The 25439-nt window shown below is 60.0% G+C and carries 24 protein-coding genes; 12 read left to right on the plus strand and 12 right to left on the minus strand.

All coding sequences use genetic code 11. The annotated features are described in order from the left end of the window. Positions 1–128 precede the first annotated feature (128 nt). From TU81_RS20275 to TU81_RS20290, 4 genes are all read left to right on the plus strand, one after another. A complete protein-coding gene (locus TU81_RS20275; protein WP_038981143.1) occupies positions 129–761 on the plus strand; it encodes a sarcosine oxidase subunit gamma in 633 nt (210 codons plus the stop codon). A 195-nt stretch (positions 762–956) separates the two neighbouring features. Continuing rightward, positions 957–1814 (plus strand): formyltetrahydrofolate deformylase, encoded by an 858-nt coding sequence (purU, locus tag TU81_RS20280; protein WP_038981145.1) that lies wholly within the window; start codon positions 957–959, stop codon positions 1812–1814. A 207-nt stretch (positions 1815–2021) separates the two neighbouring features. Next, on the plus strand, positions 2022–3221 hold the full coding sequence (gene fdhA / locus TU81_RS20285) for a formaldehyde dehydrogenase, glutathione-independent (RefSeq protein WP_038981147.1): 1200 nt from the start codon (positions 2022–2024) through the stop codon (positions 3219–3221). A gap of 350 nt (positions 3222–3571) precedes the next feature. Further along, the gene (locus tag TU81_RS20290; RefSeq protein ID WP_038981149.1) at positions 3572–4180 is read left to right on the plus strand and encodes a DUF2780 domain-containing protein; all 609 of its coding nucleotides are present in this window, start codon (positions 3572–3574) and stop codon (positions 4178–4180) included. A gap of 1 nt (position 4181) precedes the next feature. Here TU81_RS20290 and TU81_RS20295 read toward each other — a convergent pair whose 3' ends face one another. Further along, positions 4182–5066: an acyltransferase gene (locus tag TU81_RS20295; protein ID WP_038981150.1), complete on the minus strand. Its 885-nt coding sequence runs from the start codon at positions 5064–5066 to the stop codon at positions 4182–4184. Between the two features lie 334 nt (positions 5067–5400). Here TU81_RS20295 and rloA2 point away from each other — a divergent pair, with 334 nt between their 5' ends. From rloA2 to TU81_RS20320, 5 genes are all read left to right on the plus strand, one after another. Further along, on the plus strand, positions 5401–5907 hold the full coding sequence (gene rloA2, locus TU81_RS20300) for a retropepsin-like aspartic peptidase RloA2 (protein WP_048396384.1): 507 nt from the start codon (positions 5401–5403) through the stop codon (positions 5905–5907). A 59-nt stretch (positions 5908–5966) separates the two neighbouring features. Continuing rightward, a complete protein-coding gene (gene creB / locus TU81_RS20305; protein ID WP_048396385.1) occupies positions 5967–6647 on the plus strand; it encodes a two-component system response regulator CreB in 681 nt (226 codons plus the stop codon). Further along, a complete protein-coding gene (creC, locus tag TU81_RS20310) occupies positions 6647–8074 on the plus strand; it encodes a two-component system sensor histidine kinase CreC (RefSeq protein WP_048396386.1) in 1428 nt (475 codons plus the stop codon). The genes creB and creC overlap by 1 nt, the downstream gene beginning before the upstream one ends. Positions 8075–8233: 159 nt before the next feature. After that, positions 8234–9604 carry a cell envelope integrity protein CreD gene (gene creD, locus TU81_RS20315; RefSeq protein WP_038981155.1) on the plus strand — a complete coding sequence of 457 codons (1371 nt, stop codon included), beginning with the start codon at positions 8234–8236 and terminating at the stop codon, positions 9602–9604. Beyond that, the gene (locus TU81_RS20320; protein WP_048396387.1) at positions 9601–9825 is read left to right on the plus strand and encodes a hypothetical protein; all 225 of its coding nucleotides are present in this window, start codon (positions 9601–9603) and stop codon (positions 9823–9825) included. Before creD ends, TU81_RS20320 begins: the two co-directional genes overlap by 4 nt. Here TU81_RS20320 and TU81_RS20325 read toward each other — a convergent pair. From TU81_RS20325 to TU81_RS20360, 8 genes are all read right to left on the minus strand, one after another. Then, the gene (locus TU81_RS20325; protein ID WP_038983590.1) at positions 9786–10415 is read right to left on the minus strand and encodes a glutathione S-transferase; all 630 of its coding nucleotides are present in this window, start codon (positions 10413–10415) and stop codon (positions 9786–9788) included. The two genes, TU81_RS20320 and TU81_RS20325, sit on opposite strands and share 40 nt — an antisense overlap. Before the next feature lie 83 nt (positions 10416–10498). After that, complete coding sequence (locus tag TU81_RS20330; protein ID WP_048396388.1) at positions 10499–10678, minus strand: hypothetical protein; 180 nt, start codon at positions 10676–10678, stop codon at positions 10499–10501. Beyond that, entirely contained in the window at positions 10675–11805 is a 1131-nt protein-coding gene (locus tag TU81_RS20335; RefSeq protein ID WP_038981160.1) for a PepSY-associated TM helix domain-containing protein, read from the minus strand. Before TU81_RS20335 ends, TU81_RS20330 begins: the two co-directional genes overlap by 4 nt. 72 nt (positions 11806–11877) lie before the next feature. Further along, positions 11878–14307 (minus strand): TonB-dependent siderophore receptor, encoded by a 2430-nt coding sequence (locus TU81_RS20340; RefSeq protein ID WP_048396389.1) that lies wholly within the window; start codon positions 14305–14307, stop codon positions 11878–11880. Positions 14308–14541: 234 nt separating this feature from the next. Then, positions 14542–15516, minus strand: coding sequence for a FecR domain-containing protein (locus tag TU81_RS20345; RefSeq protein WP_048396390.1), 975 nt, complete (start codon positions 15514–15516; stop codon positions 14542–14544). Further along, positions 15513–16031 (minus strand): RNA polymerase sigma factor, encoded by a 519-nt coding sequence (locus TU81_RS20350; RefSeq protein ID WP_038981164.1) that lies wholly within the window; start codon positions 16029–16031, stop codon positions 15513–15515. Before TU81_RS20350 ends, TU81_RS20345 begins: the two co-directional genes overlap by 4 nt. A gap of 250 nt (positions 16032–16281) precedes the next feature. Continuing rightward, positions 16282–16989, minus strand: a complete 708-nt coding sequence (locus TU81_RS20355) for a 3'-5' exonuclease (protein WP_048396391.1) — start codon at positions 16987–16989, stop codon at positions 16282–16284. Then, positions 16986–18926 carry a putative nucleotidyltransferase substrate binding domain-containing protein gene (locus tag TU81_RS20360; protein WP_048396392.1) on the minus strand — a complete coding sequence of 647 codons (1941 nt, stop codon included), beginning with the start codon at positions 18924–18926 and terminating at the stop codon, positions 16986–16988. Before TU81_RS20360 ends, TU81_RS20355 begins: the two co-directional genes overlap by 4 nt. Before the next feature lie 265 nt (positions 18927–19191). Between TU81_RS20360 and TU81_RS20365 the strand changes: the two genes are divergently transcribed. Then, positions 19192–19644, plus strand: coding sequence for a response regulator (locus TU81_RS20365; protein ID WP_038981170.1), 453 nt, complete (start codon positions 19192–19194; stop codon positions 19642–19644). 169 nt (positions 19645–19813) lie between these two features. Here the strand turns inward: TU81_RS20365 and TU81_RS20370 are convergent, their stop codons facing one another. Then, a complete protein-coding gene (locus TU81_RS20370) occupies positions 19814–21991 on the minus strand; it encodes a malate synthase G (protein WP_048396393.1) in 2178 nt (725 codons plus the stop codon). Between TU81_RS20370 and TU81_RS30345 the strand changes: the two genes are divergently transcribed. Next, positions 21974–22240 (plus strand): hypothetical protein, encoded by a 267-nt coding sequence (locus tag TU81_RS30345; RefSeq protein WP_151152220.1) that lies wholly within the window; start codon positions 21974–21976, stop codon positions 22238–22240. The genes TU81_RS20370 and TU81_RS30345 overlap by 18 nt on opposite strands. 323 nt (positions 22241–22563) lie before the next feature. Next, positions 22564–23082: a glycine cleavage system protein R gene (locus TU81_RS20375; protein WP_038981174.1), complete on the plus strand. Its 519-nt coding sequence runs from the start codon at positions 22564–22566 to the stop codon at positions 23080–23082. A 215-nt stretch (positions 23083–23297) separates the two neighbouring features. Here TU81_RS20375 and rarD read toward each other — a convergent pair whose 3' ends face one another. Beyond that, positions 23298–24185, minus strand: coding sequence for an EamA family transporter RarD (rarD, locus tag TU81_RS20380; RefSeq protein ID WP_030129965.1), 888 nt, complete (start codon positions 24183–24185; stop codon positions 23298–23300). Positions 24186–24359: 174 nt separating this feature from the next. After that, on the minus strand, positions 24360–25334 hold the full coding sequence (locus TU81_RS20385) for a serine/threonine protein kinase (protein ID WP_048396394.1): 975 nt from the start codon (positions 25332–25334) through the stop codon (positions 24360–24362). Between the last annotated feature and the right edge of the window lie 105 nt (positions 25335–25439).

Genomic DNA, 25439 nt, shown 5'->3' on the forward strand with positions numbered 1-25439 from the left:
CCACAGTCCCCTGTGGGAGCGGGCTTGCCCGCGATGAACGATAACGCGGTGCCACAGGCAGACCGAGTTGCTCCCATCGCGGGCAAGCCACGCTCCCACAGGAAATTGAATTCAGGAACAGGTGCTTTATGACCGCAGCCAATGTTTACCAACAACGCCCAACCACCGGGGCCAAGGCCGAGTCGTCGCTGCATCATGCCGACCTCGCCAGCCTGGTGGGCAAGGGCCGCAAGAACGCCGGCGTGATCGTGCGTGAGAAAAAACTCCTCGGCCACCTGACCATTCGTGGCGATGGCCACGATGCAGCGTTTGCCGCCGGCGTGCACAAGGCTCTTGGCCTGGAACTGCCAGCCGCGCTGACCGTGGTCATCAAAGGCGAAACCAGCCTGCAATGGATGGGGCCGGATGAATGGCTGCTGATCGTGCCGACTGGTGAAGAATTTGCCGCCGAGAAAAAGCTGCGTGAAGCACTGGGCGACCTGCACATCCAGATCGTCAACGTCAGCGGTGGCCAGCAGATCCTCGAACTCAGCGGCCCGAACGTGCGTCAGGTGCTGATGAAGTCCACCAGCTATGACGTGCACCCCAACAACTTCCCGGTGGGCAAGGCTGTGGGCACGGTGTTCGCCAAGTCGCAATTGATGATCCGCCATACCGCCGAAGACACCTGGGAACTGCTGATCCGCCGCAGCTTCTCGGATTACTGGTGGTTGTGGTTGCAAGATGCTGCCGCTGAGTACGGGCTTAGCGTCCAGGCGTAATTGTGGCGAGGGAGCTTTTGTGGCGAGGGGGCTTGCCCCCGTTGGGCTGCGAAGCGGCCCCAGAGTTCATCAGTTCAACCGTATTGAATGGTTTTACGACTGCTTCGCAGCCGAACGGGGGCAAGCCCCCTCGCCACAAGGTCCGTGCCAGTCTTCGCAGTCGCGTAGGTATTTTCGAACAGGAGTCACCGCACTATGAGCCGCGCCCCAGACACATGGATTCTGACCGCCGACTGCCCTAGCGTCCTCGGCACCGTGGATGCGGTGACCCGCTTTCTGTTCGAGCAGGGCTGCTACGTCACCGAGCACCATTCCTTTGATGATCGGCTTTCGGGTCGTTTCTTCATTCGTGTGGAATTCCGTCAGCCCGACGGCTTCGACGAACAAGCCTTCCGCGCCGGTCTCGAAGAACGCGGCCAAGCCTTCGGCATGATCTTCGAACTCACGGCGCCGAACTACCGCCCGAAAGTGGTGATCATGGTCTCCAAGGCCGATCACTGCCTCAACGATTTGCTCTACCGCCAGCGCATCGGTCAATTGTCGATGGACGTGGCCGCCGTGGTCTCCAACCACCCGGACCTCAAGCCGTTGGCCGACTGGCATCAGATTCCGTACTACCATTTTCCGCTGGACCCGAACGACAAACCGGCGCAGGAGCGTCAGGTCTGGCAGGTGGTCGAAGAGTCCGGGGCTGAACTGGTGATTCTTGCGCGCTACATGCAAGTCCTGTCGCCAGAGCTGTGCCGCAAACTCGACGGCAAGGCGATCAACATCCATCACTCCCTGCTGCCGGGTTTCAAAGGCGCCAAGCCTTATCACCAGGCCTACAACAAGGGCGTGAAACTGGTGGGTGCCACGGCGCATTACATCAACAACGACCTGGACGAAGGCCCGATCATCGCCCAGGGCGTGGAGGCTGTGGATCATAGCCATTACCCCGAAGACTTGATCGCCAAAGGGCGGGATATCGAAGGGCTGACGTTGGCACGGGCTGTTGGTTATCACATTGAACGAAGGGTTTTTCTGAACGCCAATCGCACTGTCGTTCTTTAGATCGCTTTCGCGGGCAAGCCTCGCTCCTACAGGGTTGAGGTGGCCCGCGAAAAAATGGGAACGACTTCAATCCTGTAGGAGCGAGGCTTGCCCGCGAAAGGGCCCTCCCAAACAACACAAGATACACAGGCAACAACCCGAGCAATCAACGCGCCGCCGATCCATGGCGACGCGACCGCTACATAAAAACAACAGCGAGGTGAAAGCATGTCTGGCAATCGTGGTGTGGTGTATCTCGGCAATGGCAAAGTCGAAATACAGAAAATCGACTATCCGAAAATGCAGGACCCGCGCGGCAGGAAGATTAACCACGCTGTCATCCTGCGTGTGGTTTCCACCAACATCTGTGGTTCCGACCAGCACATGGTGCGTGGCCGTACTACCGCTCAAACCGGCCTGGTACTGGGCCACGAGATCACCGGTGAAGTGATCGAGAAGGGCAGCGACGTCGAGAATCTGCAAATCGGCGACTTGGTGTCCGTACCGTTCAACGTAGCTTGCGGGCGCTGCCGTTCCTGCAAGGAAATGCACACCGGTGTTTGCCTCAGCGTTAACCCGGCGCGTCCGGGCGGTGCCTATGGTTATGTCGACATGGGCGACTGGACCGGTGGTCAGGCTGAGTACGCGATGGTGCCGTATGCCGACTTCAACCTGCTGAAACTGCCGGATCGCGATCGCGCGATGGAAAAAATCCGCGACCTGACTTGCCTCTCCGACATCCTGCCGACCGGTTACCACGGCGCAGTGACCGCCGGCGTTGGCCCTGGCAGCACGGTGTACATCGCCGGTGCCGGTCCGGTTGGTCTGGCAGCTGCCGCTTCCGCTCGCCTGTTAGGCGCTGCGGTGGTGATCATCGGTGACGTCAACCCGATCCGCCTGGCTCACGCCAAGGCTCAGGGTTTCGAAATCGCCGACCTGTCGACAGACACCCCTCTGCACGAACAGATCGCCGCGCTGTTGGGCGAGCCTGAAGTGGATTGCGCCGTCGATGCGGTGGGCTTCGAAGCCCGCGGTCACGGCCATGACGGCGTGAAACACGAAGCTCCGGCGACCGTGCTCAACTCCCTGATGGGCGTGGTTCGGGTGGCTGGCAAAATCGGTATCCCCGGCTTGTACGTGACTGAAGACCCGGGTGCTGTGGATGCGGCCGCGAAAATGGGCAGCCTGAGCATTCGCTTCGGTCTGGGTTGGGCCAAATCCCACAGCTTCCACACCGGCCAGACGCCAGTGATGAAGTACAACCGCCAGCTGATGCAGGCGATCATGTGGGATCGCATCAAGATTGCCGACATCGTGGGTGTTGAAGTCATCAGCCTGGATGACGCTCCACGTGGTTATGGCGAGTTCGATGCGGGCGTGCCGAAGAAGTTTGTGATCGATCCGCACAAGTTGTTCAGCGCGGCGTAAGGCTTCACGCAAAGCAAAACGGCGACCCTCGGGTCGCCGTTTTTTTATGCGTCACACTAAACCTGTGGCGAGGGGGCTTGCCCCCGTTCGGCGGCGCAGCCGTCGTTAATCCAGACACCACATTTTGTCTGACACAACGGGGCGGTGCGGCGTTCCGACAAGCCCCCTCGCCACAAAAGTCGCCTCACTTCTTCCTCCAGATCCGGGTGCCTGTATGCCATTCATCGCGTGAGTCCGGAGTTTCACGTTTCATAGAGGTGACGGGGGAACATGCCGACGGATGTCCGGTCAAATCGGCAGTTTTTCCGCCTCGTTACCGGGCGGTTTTCATGCCACTAGAGGATGTCTGGATGAACGTTTCACGCGGTTTTGCACTGGCATCACTCATGGCTGTCGCTTCGTTTACGACGCTGGCTGCCAGCCCGGCCTTTGCACAGTTCAGTCTCGTTGATGCGGCCAAAGCGGTTTCGGCGATGCAGGGTGACGAAGGCGGCGAGGGCGATGATGATGCCGATGGCATCGTGGCGGCGGCGCCCAAGGCGGCCGGTTTGCTCAATACCCTGGGCTCGCAGCTCGACATCACCCCGGAACAGGCCATCGGCGGCGCCGGTGCGATGCTGGGGCTGGCCAGGAATCAACTCAGCGGCGAAGACTTCTCCGAGCTGAGTAAAAACGTGCCGGGCCTCAGTCAAATCGCTGGCAACAGTGCCATCGGTGGCCTGAACGGTCTGGGCGGGTTGCTCGGCGCGGGGTCGGACAAGAATGCGTTGCTCGATGGCTTGCTGGGTAACGTCAAGGACACCAATGACCTGAACAACGCCTTCAGTGCCCTGGGCATGGACACCGGGATGATCGGCCTGTTTGCCCCGGTGATTCTGCAGTACCTCGGCCAGCAAGGTGTTGCCGGTTCGTTGCTGCAAAATCTCGGCGGGATCTGGGGCGCAGGCACCGGTAGCTGAGTCAGCCCTCGACGCGTAGCTCCTTGATGCGCCGGTCCTTCTCGATCCAGAGCTGGTTCACCCAGTTCTGGATTGTTTCGCGAAACGCCGCATCGTTTTCGTAATCGCCTTGCCACAGCGCCGGGTCCAGTTCGCGGGTCTGGATATCGATGATCACCCTCGGCACGTTGCCGCTGATCAAATCCCAGAACCCTGGAATCTTCTGCTGTGGATACACCACTGTCACATCGAGAACGGCATCCAGCTGCTCACCCATCGCCGCCAGCACAAAAGCCACGCCGCCAGCCTTGGGCTTGAGCAGGTGGGTGAACGGTGACTGCTGCTGGGCGCTTTTCGCCGAGGTGTATCGAGTGCCTTCCAGATAATTGACCACCGTCACTGGCTGACGCTTGTACAACTCGCAGGCTTCTTTAGTGATCTCCAGATCCTTGCCGGCCAGCTCCGGGTTTTTGGCGAGGAATGCCTTGGTGTATCGCTTCATGAACGGATAGTCCAACGCCCACCAGGCCAGACCCAGGAATGGCACCCAGATCAATTCTTTCTTGAGGAAGAATTTGAAGAACGGCGTGCGCCGGTTAAGCGTCTGGATCAGTGCCGGAATATCGACCCAGGATTGATGGTTGCCGATCACCAGATACGAGGTGTCGCGGCGCAAATCATCGCCGCCGCGAATGTCCCATTGAGTGGGAATGCACAGCCGGAAGATCAGTTTGTCGATTTCGGCCCAGGTTTCGGCAATCCACATCACCGTCCAGGAGGCGTAATCGCGAAAGCGCCCGGTCAGGAGCAGTTTCAGCAGGGCGAACACCATCAAAGGCCCGAACAGCACCAGGGTGTTAAGCAACAGCAGCAGGGTAACGAAACAGCCGGTGAGCAGGCGGCGCATAAGTAACTCTTGAAAGCGTTTGGGCGCGCCATGATAAGCAGCTTCGCATGGCAGGCCAAATCGGTGGTGACGAATGTTTCACGTTTGTCTGGTTATGCTTCCAGCGTTATGAGTTCTCTGTGGCGAGGGGGCTTGCCCCCGTTGGAGGCCGAAGGACTCCCAAAACCAGGCCCTGCGATTTTTCAGGTACACCATATAGACCGTTTTACGACTGCTGCGCAGCCGAACGGGGGCAAGCCCCCTCGCCACAAAGGTGTGAGGCGGACCAACTATCGTTGTTTTTTACGGTCTAGAATTCGGCCATGCCTCCACATTCCCTAAGGAAGCCCCCTACGTGAAATCTCTCCTTGCACTGCTTTCCCTCGTGGCCCTTCCAGTCCTGGCCGCCGAGCCGACCCTGTACGGGCGTTATGAATACATCGCGCTGCCGGAAATCGGCGGCGAAGTCCTCAAGGCCAAAATGGACACCGGCGCCCTGACCGCGTCGCTGTCGGCCAAAGACATCGAAACCTTCACCCGCGATGGCGACGAGTGGGTGCGCTTCCGCCTCGCCACCAAAGGCGCCAGCAACGAGGTCTACGAGCACAAGGTCGCGCGGATCAGCAAGATCAAGACCCGTTCCGAAGAAGACGACGATGACAAGGAAGCAATCGAACCCACCAAGCGGCCAGTGGTCGATCTGGAACTGTGCCTGGGCAACGTCAAGCGCACCGTTGAAGTCAACCTCACCGACCGCAGCAGCTTCAATTACCCGCTGCTGATCGGCGCCAAAGCCCTGCGTGAATTCGGTGCAGCGGTGAACCCGGCACGGCGTTTTACGGCAGACAAACCCGACTGCTGATTGACGGCGAATCAGCCTTGGGGCACCGTTCGCCCACTTAACTAGCGGGCTCGGACGCCATGCCTCATATCCTGATTGTCGAAGACGAAGCGGCGATTGCCGACACCCTGATTTTCGCCTTGCAGGGCGAGGGCTTTACCACCACCTGGTTGAGCCTTGGCGCGGCGGCGCTTGAACATCAGCGCGCCACGCCGGCCGACCTGATCATCCTCGATATCGGCCTGCCAGACATCAGTGGCTTCGAGACCTGCAAGCAGTTGCGGCGTTTCAGCGAAGTGCCGGTGATTTTTCTCAGCGCCCGTGATGCAGAGATCGATCGGGTGGTGGGCCTGGAGATCGGTGCCGACGATTACGTGGTCAAACCGTTCAGCCCTCGGGAAGTGGCGGCACGGGTCCGGGCGATTCTCAAGCGCATGACGCCACGACCGGTGGCGGAGGTGGCGTCAGCGCTGTTTCGCATCGACAGTGAACGGGTGCAGATCAGCTATCGCAGTCAGCCCCTGAGCCTGACTCGCCATGAGTTTCGTTTGCTGCAATGCCTGCTCGAGCAACCTGAGCGAGTCTTCAGCCGCGAGCAATTGCTCGATGCACTGGGTGTGGCCGCCGATGCCGGCTACGAGCGCAGCATCGACAGCCACATCAAGAGCGTGCGCGCCAAATTGCGCCAGGTGAAGGCCGACGCCGAGCCGATCCAGACCCATCGTGGCCTCGGTTACAGCTATAGCCCGGGACATAGCTGATGCCACTGGGGATTCGGATTTTTCTGGTCTACGTGCTGTTCATCGGCCTGACCGGCTACTTCGTGCTCAACACCGTGATGGAAGAAATCCGCCCTGGCGTGCGCCAGTCCACCGAAGAAACCCTGGTGGACACCGCCAACCTGATGGCCGAGATCCTGCGCGACGACTTCAAGGCCGGCACCCTCAGCCAGAACCGCTGGCCCGAGTTGCTCAAGGCTTACGGTGAACGGCAACCGAAGGCGAATATCTGGGGCATGCCGAAGAATCAGGTCAACCACCGGATTTACGTCACCGATGCCAAGGGCATTGTGGTGCTGGATTCCAGCGGCATCGCGGTGGGCCAGGACTACTCACGCTGGAACGACGTTTACCTGACCTTGCGCGGCGAGTACGGCGCTCGTTCGACGCGCAGCAACCCGGATGATTCGAACTCGTCGGTGATGCACGTCGGTGCGCCGATTCGTGACAACGGTCAGATTATCGGTGTGGTGACAGTGGCCAAACCCAACAGCTCGCTGCAGCCCTACGTTGACCGCACCGAGCGGCGATTGCTGATTTATGGCGCCGGGTTGATTGGCCTCGGTTTGCTGTTCGGTGCGCTGTTGTCGTGGTGGTTGAGCGCGGCACTGCGGCGGTTGACGGCGTATGCCCAGGCAGTCAGCGAAGGCCGGCGGGTCGAGGTGCCGCATTATCGTGGCGGCGAACTGGAGCAACTGGCCACGGCGGTGGAGCAGATGCGCACCCAGCTTGAAGGCAAAGCCTACGTCGAGCGTTATGTGCACACCCTGACCCATGAATTGAAAAGCCCGCTGGCGGCGATTCGTGGTGCGGCGGAACTACTGCAAGGCGAGATGCCGCTGGCTCAGCAGCAGCGATTCGTCAGCAACATCGACAGCGAAAGTGCGCGCATGCAGCAGTTGATCGAACGGCTGTTGAACCTCGCGCAGGTGGAACAGCGCCAAGGGCTGGAAGAGCGGGTGGCCGTGCCGTTGGCGGATCTGGTAGATGAGCTGTTGAGCGCGCAGGCTGCGCGAATCGAAGGCAAGCAGTTGCATGTGGAACTGCACATTGCAGCGGATCTGAATCTGCTCGGCGAACCGTTTCTGTTGCGTCAGGCGCTGGGCAATCTGCTGGAGAATGCCTTGGACTTCACCCCGGCTCGAGGCGTGCTGCGCTTGCGCGCCGAACGAGTCGGTGAGCAGATTGAGTTCAGGCTGTTCAACCAGGCCGAGGCGATTCCCGACTATGCATTGCCGCGCTTGAGCGAGCGTTTCTACTCACTACCGCGTCCGGACAGTGGGCGTAAAAGTACGGGGTTGGGGCTTAACTTCGTTGAAGAAGTGGTTAAGTTGCATGGCGGGGCGATGAGTATCGGTAATGTCGAGGGCGGTGTTGAAGTAAGTCTGCGTTTGCCTGCAGACCGCTAAAGATCGCAGCCTTCGGCAGCTCCTACAGGAGTCCGCGCTCGGCGTAGGAGCTGCCGTAGGCTGCGATCTTTTTTAAACTCCACACACTCTCCACATTCCCCCCATAAAACTCCCACACACCGACCCCAGACTTTCCCCATCCAAACAGGGAGAGTCCCCATGAACCGTAGCCTGACCCTAAAACTCGGGGCGATTGCCCTTTTGATTCTATTGCTGCTGATCCCGTTGCTGATGATCAACGGCGTGATCCAGGATCGGCAACAACTGCGCGACGGTGTGCTCGAAGACATCGCCCGCAGTTCCAGCTACAGCCAGCAACTGAGCGGTCCGCTGATGGTGGTGCCCTATCGCAAAACGGTACGCACCTGGAAAACCAACGAAAAAACCAACCAGCGTTATCAGGACGTCGGAGAGGAACGCGGGCGTTTGTATTTCCTGCCGGAGCGCTTCGAACTGGACGGCCAGGTCCAGACCGAACTGCGCGCCCGGGGTATCTACGAGGCGCGGCTGTTTCATGCTGACAACCGCATCAGCGGGCATTTCTCGGTCCCGGCACAACTGGGCATCAAGGAGGACTTCGCCGATTACCGCTTCGATCAACCGTTCCTGGCCGTTGGCATCAGCGACATTCGCGGCATTGAGAATGCATTGAAACTCGAACTCAATGGCCAGAGCCTGGACTTTGTACCTGGTAGCCAGGTGGGCTGGTTGGGCGAGGGTGTGCACGTGACGCTGCCGGCCCTGAACACCCAACAGGCTACGGAACTGGCCTTCGGTTTCGACTTGCGCCTGCAAGGCACCGGCCAGTTGCAGATTCTCCCGGTGGGCAAGACCAGCAAGGTTTCACTGGCCGCCAATTGGCCTCATCCCAGCTTCATCGGCAACTACCTGCCGGCCCAGCGTGAAATCACCGATCAGGGTTTCACCGCCAATTGGCAAACCTCGTTTTTCTCCACCAACCTGCAAGAGGCACTGAACAGTTGCGTGTCTGGCGGCCAGTGCGAGGCGTTCAGCGGTCGCAGCTTCGGCGTGAGTTTCATCGACCCGGTGGACCAGTACCTGAAAAGCGACCGGGCAATCAAATACGCGTTGCTGTTCATCGTCCTGACCTTCGCCGGTTTCTTCCTCTTCGAAGTGCTGAAAAGCCTGGCGGTACACCCGGTGCAATATGCGCTGGTAGGCGTGGCGCTGGCGTTTTTCTACCTGTTGCTGTTGTCGCTGTCCGAGCACATTGGCTTTGCCTTGGCATATCTGCTGTCGGCGAGTGGTTGTGTGCTGTTGATCGGCTTCTATGTCTGCCATGTGCTGCGCAGCGTGCATCACGGTTTGAGTTTTTCGGCGGGACTGGCGGCGTTGTATGGCTTGCTCTATGGCTTGCTGAGTGCCGAGGATTACGCGCTGTTGATGGGCTCTCTGCTGTTGTTCGGGCTGCTGGGCGTGTTCATGGTGCTGACCCGCAAGCTGGACTGGTACGGGATCGGGCAGAAAACCGCCAAGCCGCTGGCCTTTGATATTGGAGCCGTGGAATGAGCCGGTCGTTGGGGTTGCGCGAGGATCAGCGGGTGGGGGAGGTGTTGGCGACGCGCATTGCCGGGTTGTTTGCACTGAGATCAAAAGATCGCAGCCTGCGGCAGCTCCTACAGGAGCACGCGTTCGGCGTAGGAGCTGCCGAAGGCTGCGATCTTCTGAGGCCGGTATGGCCGACCAAAGATCAAACCTTGGGCATCGTCGCAATCATCGAAGGCCGCTGACTCACCTCAAAGTACCACTCTGCCAGCTTCGGATTCTCTTTGCGCCATTCCAGATCCGGATGGCGCAGATCCAGATAACCCAAGGCACAGGCCACACTGATCGCCGCCACATCGAAATGGCTGGTCAGCTCGGCAATCGCGTCGGCCTCCAGCAACGCCAGGGCGCGACGAATCTTGTCGCGCTGACTGTCGAGCCATTCGTCCCAGTGCTTTTCCGGGGTGCGCAGGGCCACTTCATAGCGAACCATCACCGCGGCATCCATGATCCCGTCTGCCAGAGAGGCCAGGGTCAGGCGCCGCCAGCGTGCCGAGCCGTCGCGAGGGATCAGCGGATTGCCAACGTGCTGATGATCGAGATAGTCGAGGATCACCCGGCTGTCGTACAACACATTGCCATCGGCCAGGCGCAGGGCTGGAATCTTGCCCAGCGGGTTGTCTTCGTTGAGGGCCAGATCCGGGCTGACCGGCGTGAGCTGGCTGGCTTGCAGCGCCACGCGGTTCGTTTGACCGGTTTCGTGCAGCAGCACCATGACTTTGCGAACGAAGGGTGATGCGGGGTTGTGGAACAAGGTCATGCTGGGAACGGACATGGCGACGATCTCAATCGTGGGCAGTGTCGGCAGCATAGCGCGTTGACCCGATAGCTCAAGATGGCTTTAACCCTTGTAGGTTTTTAGTGGCGTTGCAGAAATCCGCGCAAGGCGAGGACCGCGGGGATCCCCAAGCCAAGCCAGCTCAATGCGTCCCAAACGCCATCGCCCAGCAACGCGGCAAACAGCCCCGCGGCGCTGAGCAGGGCGATGACGGTGGGCGTGGCGAAGACCTTCCAGAAACTCGACTGTCTCGGTCTCATGCCGGACTCTCCGCGTTTTCGAGTACAGGTTTCGCGACCTTGCGCCGCACTACCCACAAATAAACCCCACTGCCGAGCACGATGATGGTCAGTACATCGAGGGTCGCCCAGAGGATTTTCATCGGCATGCCGCCGTAATCACCGAAGTGCAGCGGCTGCGACATGCCCATGGCGTCCATGTACCACGGCCGTTCGGCCATCGCCGTGACTTGCAGAGTGCTCGCGTCGATCAGCACCGGCGTCAGCAGGTGCGAGGTCAGGTGGGTGCTGCCTTTCATGAACACTGCGTAATGGTGTTCGCTGGAAAACCGCGTGCCGGGGAAGGCGATGAAATCGGGCTGCATGCCCGGCGCGACTTCTTTGGCGATGTCGAGTAAGCGGGTCGCAGGCGCCAATTGACTCAGCGGTGGCGCATCGCGGTAAGGCGCGATCATCGCGCTCAGGCTGTCGTTGCGCCACGCGGCGATCAGCAAGTCGGCACAGGCACTGATCACGCCGGTCACGCCGACCACCAGGGCCCAGGTGAGCGTCACCACGCCGATCAGGTTATGCAGGTCGAGCCAGCGCAGGCGGGTGGATTTGTCGTGGCGCACGGTGGCGAACTTCAAACGCCGCATGAACGGCAGGTACAGCACCGTTCCAGAAACAATCGCCAGCACAAACAGAATCCCCATGAACGCCAGCAGCAACTTGCCCGGCAGGCCGGCGAACATGTCCACGTGCAAACGCAACATGACCATCATCAGCCCGCCATTGGCCGATGGCATCTCCAATGCTTCGCCGGTGCGGGCGTCGAGCATGAAAGTGTGGGACGAGTTCGGCTCGGTGCCGGCGGTGGGCGCCATGATTGTGATCACGCCGTTGGGGTCTTCTTCGTCGTAGCCGAAATACTGCATGACCTCGCCAGGACGATGCTTTTCAGCCGCTTGCACCAACTGCTGCAAATTCAGCTGCGGGGTATCGGCCGGCATCGATTTCAACTCGGCGGCATCGCCCAGCAGATGGTCGATCTCGTGGTGGAAGATCAACGGCAGGCCGGTCAGCGCCAGCATCAGCAGGAATGCCGTGCAGATCAGGCTGGTCCAGGTATGGATGCAGGACCAGCGGCGGATGGTTTTGCTTTTCATTTCATGGCCTTCAGAAAGACCAAAGCCGTCCTCGAAGGACGGCCTGGTCGTGGCGCGTGTCAGTTCAGGCGATTACCACTTGTACGTAGCGCTGGCGACGACGCTGCGTTGGTCGCCGTAGTAGCAGTAGAAGCCGTCGCAAGTGGAGATGTAGTTCTTGTCGAACAGGTTGGTGGCATTCAGTGCCAGTGATGCACCTTTCAGACTGTTATCCAGACGCCCCAAGTCGTAATGGACCGCCGCGTCGAACACCGTGTAGGCATCAGCCTTGCCCAGCCAGGTGTTGCCCTGGTCGCCATAAGTATTGCCGGTGTAGCGTGCGCCGGCACCGATGCCGAAACCATCCAGCACACCGTTGTGCCAGGTGTAATCGGCCCACAGCGACGCTTGCTGGTTAGGCATCAGTTGCAGGCGATTGCCCTTGAAGTCACCCTTTTGCACTTCGGACTTGGCCAGGGTGTAGGCGGCGATGACTTTCAGGTTGTCGGTGACGTCGGAAACGGCTTCCAACTCCAGGCCTTTGACCTTCACTTCGCCGGTCTGGCTGGTAATCGAGACGTTGTCCGAGTTGGTCGTGGTGACGGAGACGTTTTTCTGAGTCAGGTCATAGACCGCAGCCGTCAGCAGGGTGTTGCTGCCCGGCGGTTGGTACTTGATACCCAGTTCCCACTGCTTGCCTTCAGTCGGCTTGAACGACTCGGTCGGCGATGCCGTGGCTTTGCTGGTCGGCTGGAACGACTCGGCGTAGGACAGGTAGGGCACGAAGCCCGAGTCGAACACATAGCTGATCGCTGCGTTGCCGCTGAATTTCTTGTCCCGTTCGGTGTTGGTGGCATCACCCTTGTTGAAGAATTTGGTGCCCGTGTGGATCCAGTCCTCACGACCACCGAGGGTCAGACGCCATTGGTCGAGGGCCATTTGGTCCTGGACGTACAAACCGGTCTGGTAGGTCTTCTGGTCATAGTCATAGAACGCCGTCGAGCGTGGCGGGCGAACGATTGGCTGGCCATAGATCGGGTTGTTGACGTTGGTGGTCAGGCCGTCACCGAAGATCGAGGTGTAGTTGGTGTTGGTGCGTTGGTGATCGAGGCCGATCAACAGGGTGTGACGGATGTCGCCGGTCGCGAAGTCGCCCTGGAAGTTGTTGTCCACGGCAAACTGGCTGATGTCCTCGTCGACACTGGTGCTCGAGCGGCCAACGTTGCCCTCGGCATCGACCTGGGTGAACGGGTAGGCGCCGGGGGTAAGAGCCTGGAAGGACAGGTCCGTTTTGGTGTACCGCAGGTTCTGCTTGAACTGCCAGACATCGTTCAAGCGATGTTCAAAGGCGTAGCCCAGCGCGTAGTAGGTGCGGTCATAGAATTCCCAGTCCGGGTCGCCGAGATTCTTGTGATGGGAAATCTTGCCGAGTGGCGAATGGATCTTCGTGCCTTGCACGGGCAGGAACTGGCTGGTGATGCCGGTATCGTCGCGGGTGAATTGCGTCAGCAGGGTGAATTTGGTGTCTTCGTCGATGTTCCAGGTCAGGCTCGGCGCGATGTTGTAGCGCTTGTTGTCGACGTGGTCGATCTGCGTGCCGCTGTCGCGTACCACACCGCTCAAACCGTAGAGGAGCTGGCCTTCGTCGTCGATCTTGCCAGTGCTGGCGAAGTTAATCTGGCGATGATTGTCGCTGCCATATTGCACCTGGATTTCGTTGCTCGACTCGGCGCTGGGGCGACGGCTGACCATGTCCAGCAAGCCGCCTGGCGGGGTCTGGCCGTAAACCGATGAGGCCGGACCGCGCAGCAGGGCGAGGCGATCGAGGTTCCAGGTTTCCTGTTTCGGGTTGGCGTAAACGCCTCTCGGTAGGGGCAGACCATCCAGAAACTGGGTCGGCTCGAAACCGCGTACCCGCAGCCAGTCGTCTCGAGTATCACTGCCGTAGCTGCTGGCGACGATGCCAGGCATATAGCGCACGGCGTCATCGAGGTTTTGCACACCGCGATCTTCCATTTGCTGGCGGGTGGCGACGGAAATCGAACGCGGCGCTTCGACCAGCGCGGTGTCGGTCTTGGTGCCAGCGGCGGTGCGCGTGGCAACGTAACCTTCTACCGGGCCCCAGGCGCTTTCAATATTTCCCGCGCCGATGATTGCAGTTTCCGGCAAGGCCATTACGCCCTCGGGCACTGCCACCAGGCTGTAAGTGCCGGCGCTGCTCTGTTCCAGTTGCAGACCGGTGCCGCGCAAGGCTTCACGCAGGGCGCCGGCGGCGTCGAACTGGCCCTTCACCGGGGCCGAGGTCTTGCCCGCTGCCAGCGACGGATTCAACGACAGCGCCAGGCCGGCCTGGCTGGCGATCTGGTTCAGGGTGCTGGCCAATGGCGCAGCCGGCAGGTCGTAGGCGCGAACGCTGGACGCCTGTTCGGCGGCCATCAGTGGACCGCTGGCCAAAGGGGCGCAAAGGGCAATGGCGACCGCCAGCAAACGGGGGCGCAACACGGTGTCTAGCGAACGGGACATACAGCGGCTCCTGAATGGAAATATTTCTCAATTGCCTAGGTGCCGGACGAGAATCAAAAAGTGATAGGGCTAGATGAAAATAATTTCGATTTATCAATTGCGGTGAGGCGGATGGGCCCATCGCGGGCAAGCCACGCTCCCACAGGTTTTGGGTCGAGCGGGAGTTCTTTGAACGACACAAAACCTGTGGGAGCGGGCTTGCCCGCGAAGGCGGCGGATCAGGCGCAGCACCTTTTAGGGCTTGGTCTCAGACTTCGCCGCGACCGTTATCCACCATGGCGTGTGCTGCTCAATCTGCACCGGCAGGGTCGGTAAAAGTGCGCTCAGCGCCTTGTCGGTATCGTTCAGGGGGAAGCTGCCGGTGATGCGCAGATCGGCGACTGCCGGTGTGACGCCAAGATGCCCGCGACGATAGCGGCCGAGCTCCTGGACCAGATCCTCCAGCCGCGCGTTGTCCACCACTAGCATGCCGCGAGTCCAGGCATCGGCTCCGAGATTGAGGGCGATGATCGGGCCCAGGCCATTGCTGCGCATCAGCACTTGCTGGCCTTCGCGCAGGATCTGTTCCTCGGGGCTCGATTCGGGATGGGCGGCGACCGCTGATTTCAATACGCTCAGGCGCGTGCCTTCTTCTTCACGCTTGACCAGGAATCGCGTCCCGAGTGCGCGCATGCTGCCTTCGCGGGTCTCGACAATAAACGGCCGGGCATCGCCATGGCCGGTTTCGACGAGGATTTCCCCTTCCTGAAGGACGATCAGCCGCTGCTTCTCGTCGAAGCGCACATCCACTGCGCTGTGGGTGTTGAGGTTGATCAACGTGCCGTCGGTCAGGCGCAGGGTGCGTTGCTCGCCGGTAGCGGTGCGCTGGTCGGCCAGCCAATAGTCGATGGGCAGATAACGATCACCGGCGAACAGCGCCAGGCCGATCACCGCCACGACGCTGGCCAGGCCGCTGCCAAGCTTGCGCACCCGGCGCCGGATGCTTTCGCGCGATTGCAGCAACGCTGTGCGGGCCGGGCCGTTGGCGACGCTGAAACGTTGGTCGAGCATGCCCAACTGACGCCAGGCGCGGGCGTGTTCTTCGTGGGCAGCGTGCCATTTGGCGAACTCTTCGCGCTCCACCGCGTTGCCGGAATCCAGCGACAGTTGCCAGTCAATCGCGGCATCCAGCACCTGCGCCGACACGGGTTTGGAATTGACCGGGCTCATACCGGCTCACCGTACAAGGCGATGTAGCACTGACGAATGCCTTGGGCCAGGTACTGACGAACCCGCGGCACTGACACGCCCAGACGCTGAGCGATTTCGGCGTGGCCGAGGCCATCAAGACGGTTATAGAGAAACGCCGCCCGGGCCTTGCTCGAGAGCTTGCCCAGCAAGCGGTCGATGGCTTTGAGGTCTTCAAGGATCAGTTGCTGTTCTTCCACCGATGGTTGTTCGCCTTCGGGGATCAGCATCAACTCGGTGAGGTAGGCCTGTTCCAGTGCTGCACGGCGGAAATAGTCGAACAGCAGGCCCTTGGCGATCGCCACCAGAAACGCCCGGGGTTCGCGAGGCTCCTTGAATTCATCGCGGCCCAGCAAGCGCACGAAGGTGTCCTGGCTCAGGTCTTCGGCCCGTTGCGGGCAGGCCACGTTACGCCGCAGCCAAGCCAATAACCAACCGCGATGGTCGCGATACAACGCACCAACGAGCTCACTCTGGGGGCTTTGGACTGACGACACGCAACATCACCGAATGGGAAGTGTTAAGTAACGAGAATTGTTCGCGATTGTGGCAGAGGCGGGGGAGGTAAGCAATTGGCGCTGGTCGAGTGGTTTTTTACGGGGGGAATATCCAGTCAGACCGAGTTATCGTTCATCGCGGGCAAGCCACGCTCCCACAGGTTTTGTGCCGTTTGCGAAATCGGCGGACGACGAAAAACCTGTGGGAGCGTGGCTTGCCCGCGATGGAGCCCGAACAGTCACCGAAGATCTAGAACGAAGGCGCTTGCCGCCGCCGCTTCCACTGACTCAGCCGCTGCTGCAAATTCAACGGGCTATGAATCTGCTGCTGCCGCGCCCGGCTGATCAAAATCAGCATCAGCTCCGCCGTCGCCAAGGCATCGGCACTGGCGTTATGCCGCTCGAAGACCTCCAGCTTGAACCAGTCGATCCACTCGTCCAGCCCGGCCTCGCGAAAATGCGCCTGTGGGCACAGCAGCGGGGCGATGTCTGCCACGTCCAGAAACGGATGCTGCAACTTGTAACCCAGATGTTCTTTCAGCGCGCGCCCCAGCATGTGCTGGTCGAACGGCGCATGAAACGCCAACACCGGACTGTCGCCGACGAACTCCATGAATTCGACCAGGGCCTGTGCTGGGTCGCTGCCGGCGGCAATGGTGCTCGGGCTCAGGCCGTGAATCAACACGCTGGGGCCGAGTTTGAGTTCGCTGCATTGCAGCGTGCGTTCGAACTGCTGGCTGAAATCGATCGCCCCGTCCTCGATCACCACCGCGCCGATGGACAACAGCCGATCCTTGTTCAGGTTCAGCCCGGTGGTTTCCAGGTCGAGTACCACCCAGCGTTGCTCGCGCAGGCTGCAATCACCCAGCTCGGCCATGGCCGGCAAGCGTTCCAGACGTTGTTGCAGTTCGCCGGGCAAAATGGGGCTGACCGGCCGCAGCCATGAAAACAGGCTCATAACTGATACCGCAGGGTCAGGCTGCTTTGCAGGCGTTGGGCCTGGCGCAGGGATTCACGCAGGATGCGTCGGTCCAGATGATTGAGGCTGTCAGGATCGACACGGTTGGAGTAGGGCAAATTCTCCCGGGTCTGTAGCTGATGTTGCTGCATGCGGGTTTGCTGGATGAAGTGATACGCCTCTTCGTACGCCGCGCCGTCCAGTCGTTCAATGACCTCTTTGTCCACCAATTGGCGAAAGCGCTCCAAGGTATTGTTGGTGTCGATGCCGTGGGCCAGGGCCAGCACTCGAGCACCGTCGACGAAAGGGGTGAGCCCCTGGAGTTTCAGGTCGAGGGTGGCTTTCTCGCCATTCTTGCGAGCCAGCACGAATTCGCGGAAACGTCCTACGGGTGGGCGGTTGCGCAGGGCGTTTTCGGCCATCATCCGCTGGAACAAGCGGTTGTCGCCGACCTGATCGAGGATGCCCTGGCGCAGTTGCTCGCAGCCTCGCTCGTCGCCCCAGACCACGCGCAGGTCGAAATAGATGCTCGACCCCAGCAGGTTTTCCGGTGTCGCCTCGCGGATAAACGCCGCAAAACGTCGCGCCCATTCGGCCCGGGACAAACACAGCTCGGGATTGCCGGCCATGATGTTGCCCTTGCACAGGGTGAAGCCGCACAGCGCCAGGTTTTGATTGATCTGCTGGGCGATGGGCAGCAACTTGCCGCGAATCTCGGCGGCGTGAGCCGCGTCGCGGGCTTCGAACAGAATGCCGTTGTCCTGATCGGTATGCAGCGTCTGCTCGCGGCGACCTTCGCTGCCGAAACACAACCAACTGAACGGCACGCCAGGGTCACCTTTCTCGGCGAGCACCAGTTCGATCACCCGGCACACGGTGTGGTCGTTGAGCAGGGTGATGATGTGGGTGATCTGGGTCGAGGATGCGCCGTGCGCCAGCATCCGCTCCACCAATTGGCCGATCTCGCCGCGCATCGCCACCAGGTTTTCCAGCTTCTGGGCACTGCGAATGGTCCGCGCCAGATGCACCAGATCGACCCGTTGCAGGGAAAACAGGTCACGTTCCGAGACCACGCCGCACAGACGATGATCCTTGACCAGGCAGACGTGGGCGATGTGGCGCTCGGTCATGGCGATCGCGGCGTCGAAGGCGCTGTGGTCCGGTGTCAGATAAAACGGCGCCCGGGTCATGTGCCCTTCGATGGCTTCATTGAAATCGCTGGTGCCGTTGGCCACCACATGCCGCAAGTCGCGCAGGGTGAAAATGCCCAGCGGTGCCTTTTGCTCATCGACCACCACAATGCTGCCGACTTGCTGATCGTGCATCAGCGTTACGGCTTCACGCAGCGGGGTGATCGGGCTGCAGGTCACTGGGTGACGCATGGCCAGTTCGCCCAACCGGGTATTGAGCGAGTACTGGGTGCCGAGGGTTTCCACGGCTTTTTGCTGGACTTGTTGATTGACCTGATCCAGCAAACTGCTGACGCCGCGTAGGGCAAAGTCGCGAAACGGGCTGGAAAGTGCGAACAGTTTGATGAACGCCAGCTTATTCAGCTGTAGGCAAAAGGTATCTTCGGCCGCCAGATGTTCGGTGCGGGTCGCCCGTTCCCCCAGTAGCGCGGCGAGGGGGAAACACTCGCCGGTGGTGATTTCGAAGGTGGTTTCGGTCCCGCCCTTGGCCGTGTGCGGACGTTCACCCACGACCCGGCCCTGTTTGACGATGTAGAAATGCTCAACCGGGCCATCGGCAGGTTTGATGATGCTTTCGCCGGGGGCATAAAAACGCAGCTGACATTGCTCGACCAGATAGGCCAGGTGGGCGTTTTCCATCTGATTGAACGGCGGGAAGCGCTGGAGGAATTGCAAAGTGCCCTGGATGTTCTGCAACACCGCGGTTTTCCCTGCCTGGGTGAAGGCGTCCGCTTTACTCATAACCATTACCGCAGTCTTTTTCTGATTGTTGTGTCGGATCGTTGTGTCAGATCGTTACAGGCATGGTCGGCCCCTGCGGGCAGGGTGCCCATTGGACGTAAGTCTAGGTAGGCAGTGCCGCCGCCGGAATATGGGAAATGTCTGACACAATTGCGGGAAAAACCTCCTACAGTGTCTATTGGAATACTTTCCGACGAAGTGCACATTGAAGCTTTGCTGAGCGATGTCTGACCACTGTGTCAGGGATCGAATCGAAAACGTTGAGAAAGCCATGTCCGACCACGATATTTTGAGTGATGCCGAGCGCGAAGCGCTCAGTGCCGTCATGTTGGAACCAGACTTGCCCCCGCAGCGGGTGCTGATCGTCGATGACGATAAGGACTCCAGGGAATTGCTGTCGGAAATTCTGGGACTGGACGGCATTCACTGCATGACGGCGGCCAGCGGCGAAGCGGCGCTCAAATTGCTGGAGACGAAGTCATCAATCGGGCTGGTGATTACCGACCTGCGGATGGGGCATGTCGATGGCCTGGAACTGATCCGTCAGGTGCGGGAATCGGCGCGTGCGGCGTTGCCGATCATCATCGTCTCCGGTGACGCTGATGTGAAGGATGCGATCGAAGCGATGCACCTGCACGTGGTGGACTTTCTACTCAAGCCCATCGATAGCGGCAAACTGCTTGAATTGGTCAAGCATGAGCTGGGGATGGAGTCTTTGCCGTGATCGTTCCCATGCTCCGCGTGGGAATGCCTCCATGGACGCTCTGCGTCCGTTTTGGGACGCGGAGCGTCCCGGGCTGCATTCCCACGCGGAGCGTGGGAACGATCAATCTGAAGCAAAAAAGCCCCGATCTTTCGATCAGGGCTTTTTCATGTCCGGCGTCAGCGTTTACTCAAAGGCCATTGGCAGCCTTGAACTCGCGACGACGACGGTGCAGAACCGGCTCGGTGTAGCCGTTCGGCTGTTTGGTGCCTTCTACCACCAGTTCGACCGCCGCCTGGAAGGCGATGTTGCTGTCGAAGTTCGGTGCCAGCGGACGGTACAGCGGATCGTTGGCGTTCTGACGGTCAACCACCGGCGCCATGCGCTTGAGGCTTTCCATTACCTGATCTTCAGTGACGATGCCGTGGCGCAGCCAGTTGGCGATGTGCTGGCTGGAAATACGCAGCGTCGCACGGTCTTCCATCAGGCCGACGTCATTGATGTCTGGCACTTTCGAGCAACCCACGCCCTGGTCGATCCAGCGCACCACGTAACCGAGAATACCTTGGGCGTTGTTGTCCAGTTCGTTCTTGATCTGCTCCGTGGTCCACTCCGGATTGACGGCCAACGGGATGGTCAGGATGTCGTCAACCGAAGCGCGAGCACGTTTGGCCAGTTCGGCCTGACGGGCGAACACATCGACCTTGTGATAATGCAGCGCGTGCAACGCGGCGGCGGTCGGCGATGGAACCCAGGCGGTGTTGGCACCGGCCATCGGGTGAGCGATTTTCTGTTCGAGCATCGCTGCCATCAGATCCGGCATGGCCCACATGCCTTTACCGATCTGGGCGCGACCTTGCAGGCCGGTGCTCAGGCCGATGTCGACGTTCCAGTTTTCGTAAGCGCTGATCCACTTCTCAGCCTTCATGTCGGCCTTGCGCACCATCGGGCCGGCTTCCATGGAGGTATGGATTTCATCGCCCGTGCGGTCGAGGAAACCGGTGTTGATGAACACCACGCGCTCGGCGGCAGCCTTGATGCAGGCCTTGAGGTTGACCGTGGTACGGCGTTCCTCGTCCATGATCCCGACCTTGAGGGTGTTGCGCGGCAAGTCGAGGACGTCTTCGATGCGACCGAACAGCTCGTTGGTGAACGCAGCTTCTTCCGGGCCGTGCATCTTCGGCTTCACGATATAGACCGAGCCGGTGCGGCTGTTCTTGCGCGAGCTGTTGCCGTTGAGGCTGTGGATCGCCGCGAGGCAAGTCACCAGGCCATCGAGAATACCTTCCGGTACTTCGTTGCCGTCTTTATCGAGGATCGCGTCGATGGTCATCAGGTGACCGACGTTGCGCACGAACAACAGCGAGCGACCGTGCAGGCTCAGTTCGCTGCCATCGAGGGCGGTATAGGTGCGGTCGGCGTTCATGGTGCGGGTAAAGGTCTGACCGCCCTTGGAGACTTCTTCCGACAGATCGCCTTTCATCAGGCCGAGCCAATTGCGGTAGATCACCACTTTGTCATCGGCATCGACGGCGGCGACCGAATCTTCGCAGTCCATGATGGTGGTCAGCGCAGCTTCCATCAGGATGTCTTTGACACCGGCAGCGTCGGTCTGGCCGACCGGGGTGCTGGCGTCGACCTGGATTTCGAAGTGCAGGCCGTTGTTCTTCAGCAGGATCGCGGTCGGTGCGGCTGCATCGCCGTGGAAGCCGATCAGTTGGGCATCGTCGCGCAGGCCGGTGTTGCTGCCGCCTTTGAGGGCGACGACCAGTTTGCCGTCAGCGATCTTGTAGCCTGTGGAGTCGACGTGGGTGCCAGCAGCCAGTGGAGCGGCTTCGTCGAGGAAGGCGCGGGCGAAGGCGATGACCTTGTCGCCGCGAACCTTGTTGTAGCCTTTGCCTTTTTCCGCGCCATCCGCCTCGCTGATGGCGTCGGTGCCGTAGAGCGCGTCATACAGCGAACCCCAGCGGGCATTCGAGGCATTGAGCGCAAAGCGCGCGTTCATCACCGGCACCACCAGCTGTGGACCGGCCATGCGGGCGATTTCATCATCGACGTTTTGTGTCGTTGCCTGGAAATCAGCCGCTTCTGGCAGCAGATAACCGATATCTTGCAGGAAGGCTTTATAGGCCACCGCATCGTGCGCAACACCTGCACGAGCCTGGTGCCAGGCATCGATACGTGCCTGGAAATCATCGCGTTTGGCGAGTAGGGCTTTGTTCTTCGGCGCCAGGTCATGGATGACCTTGTCGGCACCGGCCCAGAACGTGTCGGCGGTGAGGCCGGTACCGGGAATGGCTTCGTTGTTCACGAAGTCGAACAGGACTTTGGCGACCTGCAGGCCACCGACTTGAACGTGTTCAGTCATTGCTTGCCTCACTCTGCTCAGCTATTTCGCTTTTCAGCTCTTCAATTTAACAATGAAGCCTCTGGCCATTTAAACCACAAACCCATCTACCAGTACATGCCATTGCTGGCGGCTGGGTTCGATCCGATCAACGGCTTTGCGGCCTTGCTGACAGGGCTTTCAGGGGTTGTGACGGCACCTGCGGCAGACATCGATCCAGCGTTATGTAGTGCGCGCTGCGGCATACTACATGATGAATTGCGGTTGTGAAAATTAGACTAATTACGTCGTTCTGCGACCCCATGACGCATTGCGGTCATGTCGGGGAACGGGATGTTCTCAAAAAACTATTGGATTGTTCCAGTTAAATATAAAAACTTGTACACGATTTATGATTTGGCAGGATTGTTGGTGGTGCCTCATTCGCGGGCAAGCCTCGCTCCTACAGGTCCGCGTCGTTCATGCCAATGCGGTACACGCCGACCCTGTAGGAGCGAGGCTTGCCCGCGAAGATGTCAGCCGATTCAGCGCAAGATCAACCCTTGCCTATACTTGTTTTTCTATAACAAAAGTCATGACCAGAGGGCTGCGCCATGGACCATCTCGTACTCACTGTAATTGCTCCAGACAAGCCCGGGCAGGTCGAGCGCATTGCTCAATGCATTGCCGAGCACGGCGGTAACTGGCTGGAGAGCCGCATGTCGCGCATGGCCGGACAGTTCGCGGGGATTCTTCGGGTGGGTGTGCCGGCTGAGGCCTACGACGAACTGGTAGACGCCCTACAGGGATTGTCGACGCAAGGGATTCGCGTGCTGATTGCCGAAAGCGGCATCGAACAATCCTGCACCTGGAAGCCGATTGCCATGGAACTGGTGGGTAATGATCGTCCGGGCATTGTGCGAGACATTACGCGTCTGCTGAGTGAGCAGGGCGTGAACCTGGAGCAGTTGGTGACCGAAGTTCGACCGGCGCCGATGAGCAGCGAGCCGCTGTTCCATGCCGAGGCGATTCTTGCGGTGCCACTGACATTGTCGCTGGAGGTGCTGCAGTCGCGCCTGGAAACCCTGGCGGACGATCTGATGGTCGAATTGGTGCTGCGCAGCGAACCTTGAAAAGGTTATCCAAGTTATACGTGCACCTGCCTGTGGATAACCTGTAGAGACACCTCGCCAGCCCACGTCGGCCGTGGCTCTTCAGGATCTGATCAAAAAACCAGCAGTTTCAGTGACTTGCGCACAAACGCCGGGGATCACGCTGTGGATAACCTTGGGAAGGATGGATGCAGGCCACGGGAGACGTGGCCTGTAGAGATTTGTACGTTTTCTGATCAGCTGCGGCGGCGCAGACTTATCCACGCGTCAACGCTGTAAACCGCCAGACCGGCCCAGATAAAGATGAACGCCACCAGCGTGCTGGACGATAAGTGCTCGCCAAACAGCAGAACGGCTTGCAACAACACCAGCGTCGGCGCCAGGTACTGGAGAAATCCGAGGGTGGTGTAAGGCAAGTGCCGTGCGGCGGCGTTGAAACACACCAGCGGCACCAGCGTCACCGGACCTGCAGCCACCAGCCACCAGGCTTCAGAGGTGGTCCAGAATTCGGCTTGCGCGCTGCTCGCCGTCGGATTGAACAGCAACCAGGCGACGGCAATCGGCACCAGCATCCAGGTTTCCACCACCAGCCCCGGCAGCGCCTTGACCGGTGCCTGCTTGCGGATCAGTCCGTAGAAGCCGAAGGTCAATGCGAGTACCAGCGACACCCACGGCAGGCTGCCGACTTGCCACACTTGCTGCGCAACACCGACCGCCGCCAGGCCAACCGCCAGCCATTGCATGCGCCGCAGCCGTTCGCCGAGGATCAGCATCCCCAACAGCACGTTTACCAGCGGGTTGATGTAGTAACCGAGGCTGGCTTCGAGCATGCGCCCGTTGTTCACCGACCAGACGTAGGTCAGCCAGTTGGCGGCGATCAACGTGCCGCTCAGGGCCAGGATTGCCAGTCGCCGCGGATTTTCACGCAGCTCGCGCCACCAGCCGGGATGCTTCCAGACGAGCAGCAGCAAAGCACCAAACAGCGCGGACCACAGCACTCGGTGGATGATGATCTCCACGGCGGGCACGTTGGCGATGGCTTTGAAGTAGAGCGGGAACAGTCCCCAGATGATGTAGGCACTCAGGCCCAGAATGTACCCGCGACGCGGGTTGGCGGCTTGCATGAGAATCCTTGCTTAGGCAGCTAACAAAGAGGGGATTGTAAGGAGATTTGTCGGGATATGTCGCGGACCTTGTGGGAGCGGGCTTGCTCGCGAAAGCGGTCATTCAGTCAGCATCTCTGTTGAATGTGAAACCGTATTCGCGAGCAAGCCCGCTCCCACATTGGATTGTGTTCGTCAGAACAACTTCAGTGGTTCTTCATTGAGAGCGGCGAGTTGCTCACGCAGCGCCAATACCTGATCGCCCCAATAGCGCTCGGTGCCGAACCACGGAAAGCTGCGAGGGAAGGCCGGGTCGTCCCAGCGACGGGCGAGCCAGGCGCTGTAGTGCATCAGGCGCAAGGCGCGCAGCGGTTCGATCAACGCCAGTTCCCGCGGATCGAAGTCGTGGAATTCGTTGTAGCCGTCCATCAGTTCCGATAACTGCCCCAGACATTCCTGACGATCACCCGCCAGCATCATCCAGATATCCTGCACCGCCGGGCCCATGCGGCAGTCGTCGAGGTCGACGATATGGAACATCTCGTCGCGGCACATCATGTTGCCGGGGTGGCAATCGCCGTGCATGCGGATGTTCTGGTGCGGCGTGGCCTTGTAGACCTCTTCGACACGCTTGAGCAGGTCGCGCGCAACGGACTTGTAGGCCGGCAGCAAACTTTTGGGTACGAAATTGCCTTCGAGCAATGTCGTCAGCGAGTCCTGACCAAAGTTCTTTACCCCCAGCGCTTCACGGTGTTCGAACGGTTTTGTAGTGCCGACCGCATGCAGACGACCCAGCAGTTGGCCCAGGCGATACAGCTGATCGAGATTGCCCGGCTCCGGCGCACGTCCGCCACGGCGGGGGAACAGGGTGAAACGGAAGCCGTTGTGTTCGTGCAGGCTGGCACCGTTGTGGATCATCGGCGCGACCACCGGCACGTCGCACTCGGCGAGTTCGAAGGTGAATTGGTGTTCTTCGAGAATCGCTTCGTTGGTCCAGCGCTGCGGGCGGTAGAACTTGGCGATCAGCGGCTCGGAGTCTTCGATGCCGACTTGATAGACACGGTTCTCGTAGCTGTTGAGCGCCAGAATGCGTGCGTCGCTGAGAAAGCCGATGCTTTCGACGGCATCGAGCACGAGGTCTGGGGTGAGCGTTGCAAACGGGTGGGCCATGCTGACTCCTGCGCGCAGCAGGCTGCCGCGTCGGGCCAAACATGGTAGCGCAGACGGGGCTTCTTTAGGGGGTGGGGTTGAGATGAGTGTTGTTTGGGATGACGC

Source organism: Pseudomonas lini (genome assembly GCF_001042905.1).
GTDB classification, from domain to species: domain Bacteria; phylum Pseudomonadota; class Gammaproteobacteria; order Pseudomonadales; family Pseudomonadaceae; genus Aquipseudomonas; species Aquipseudomonas lini.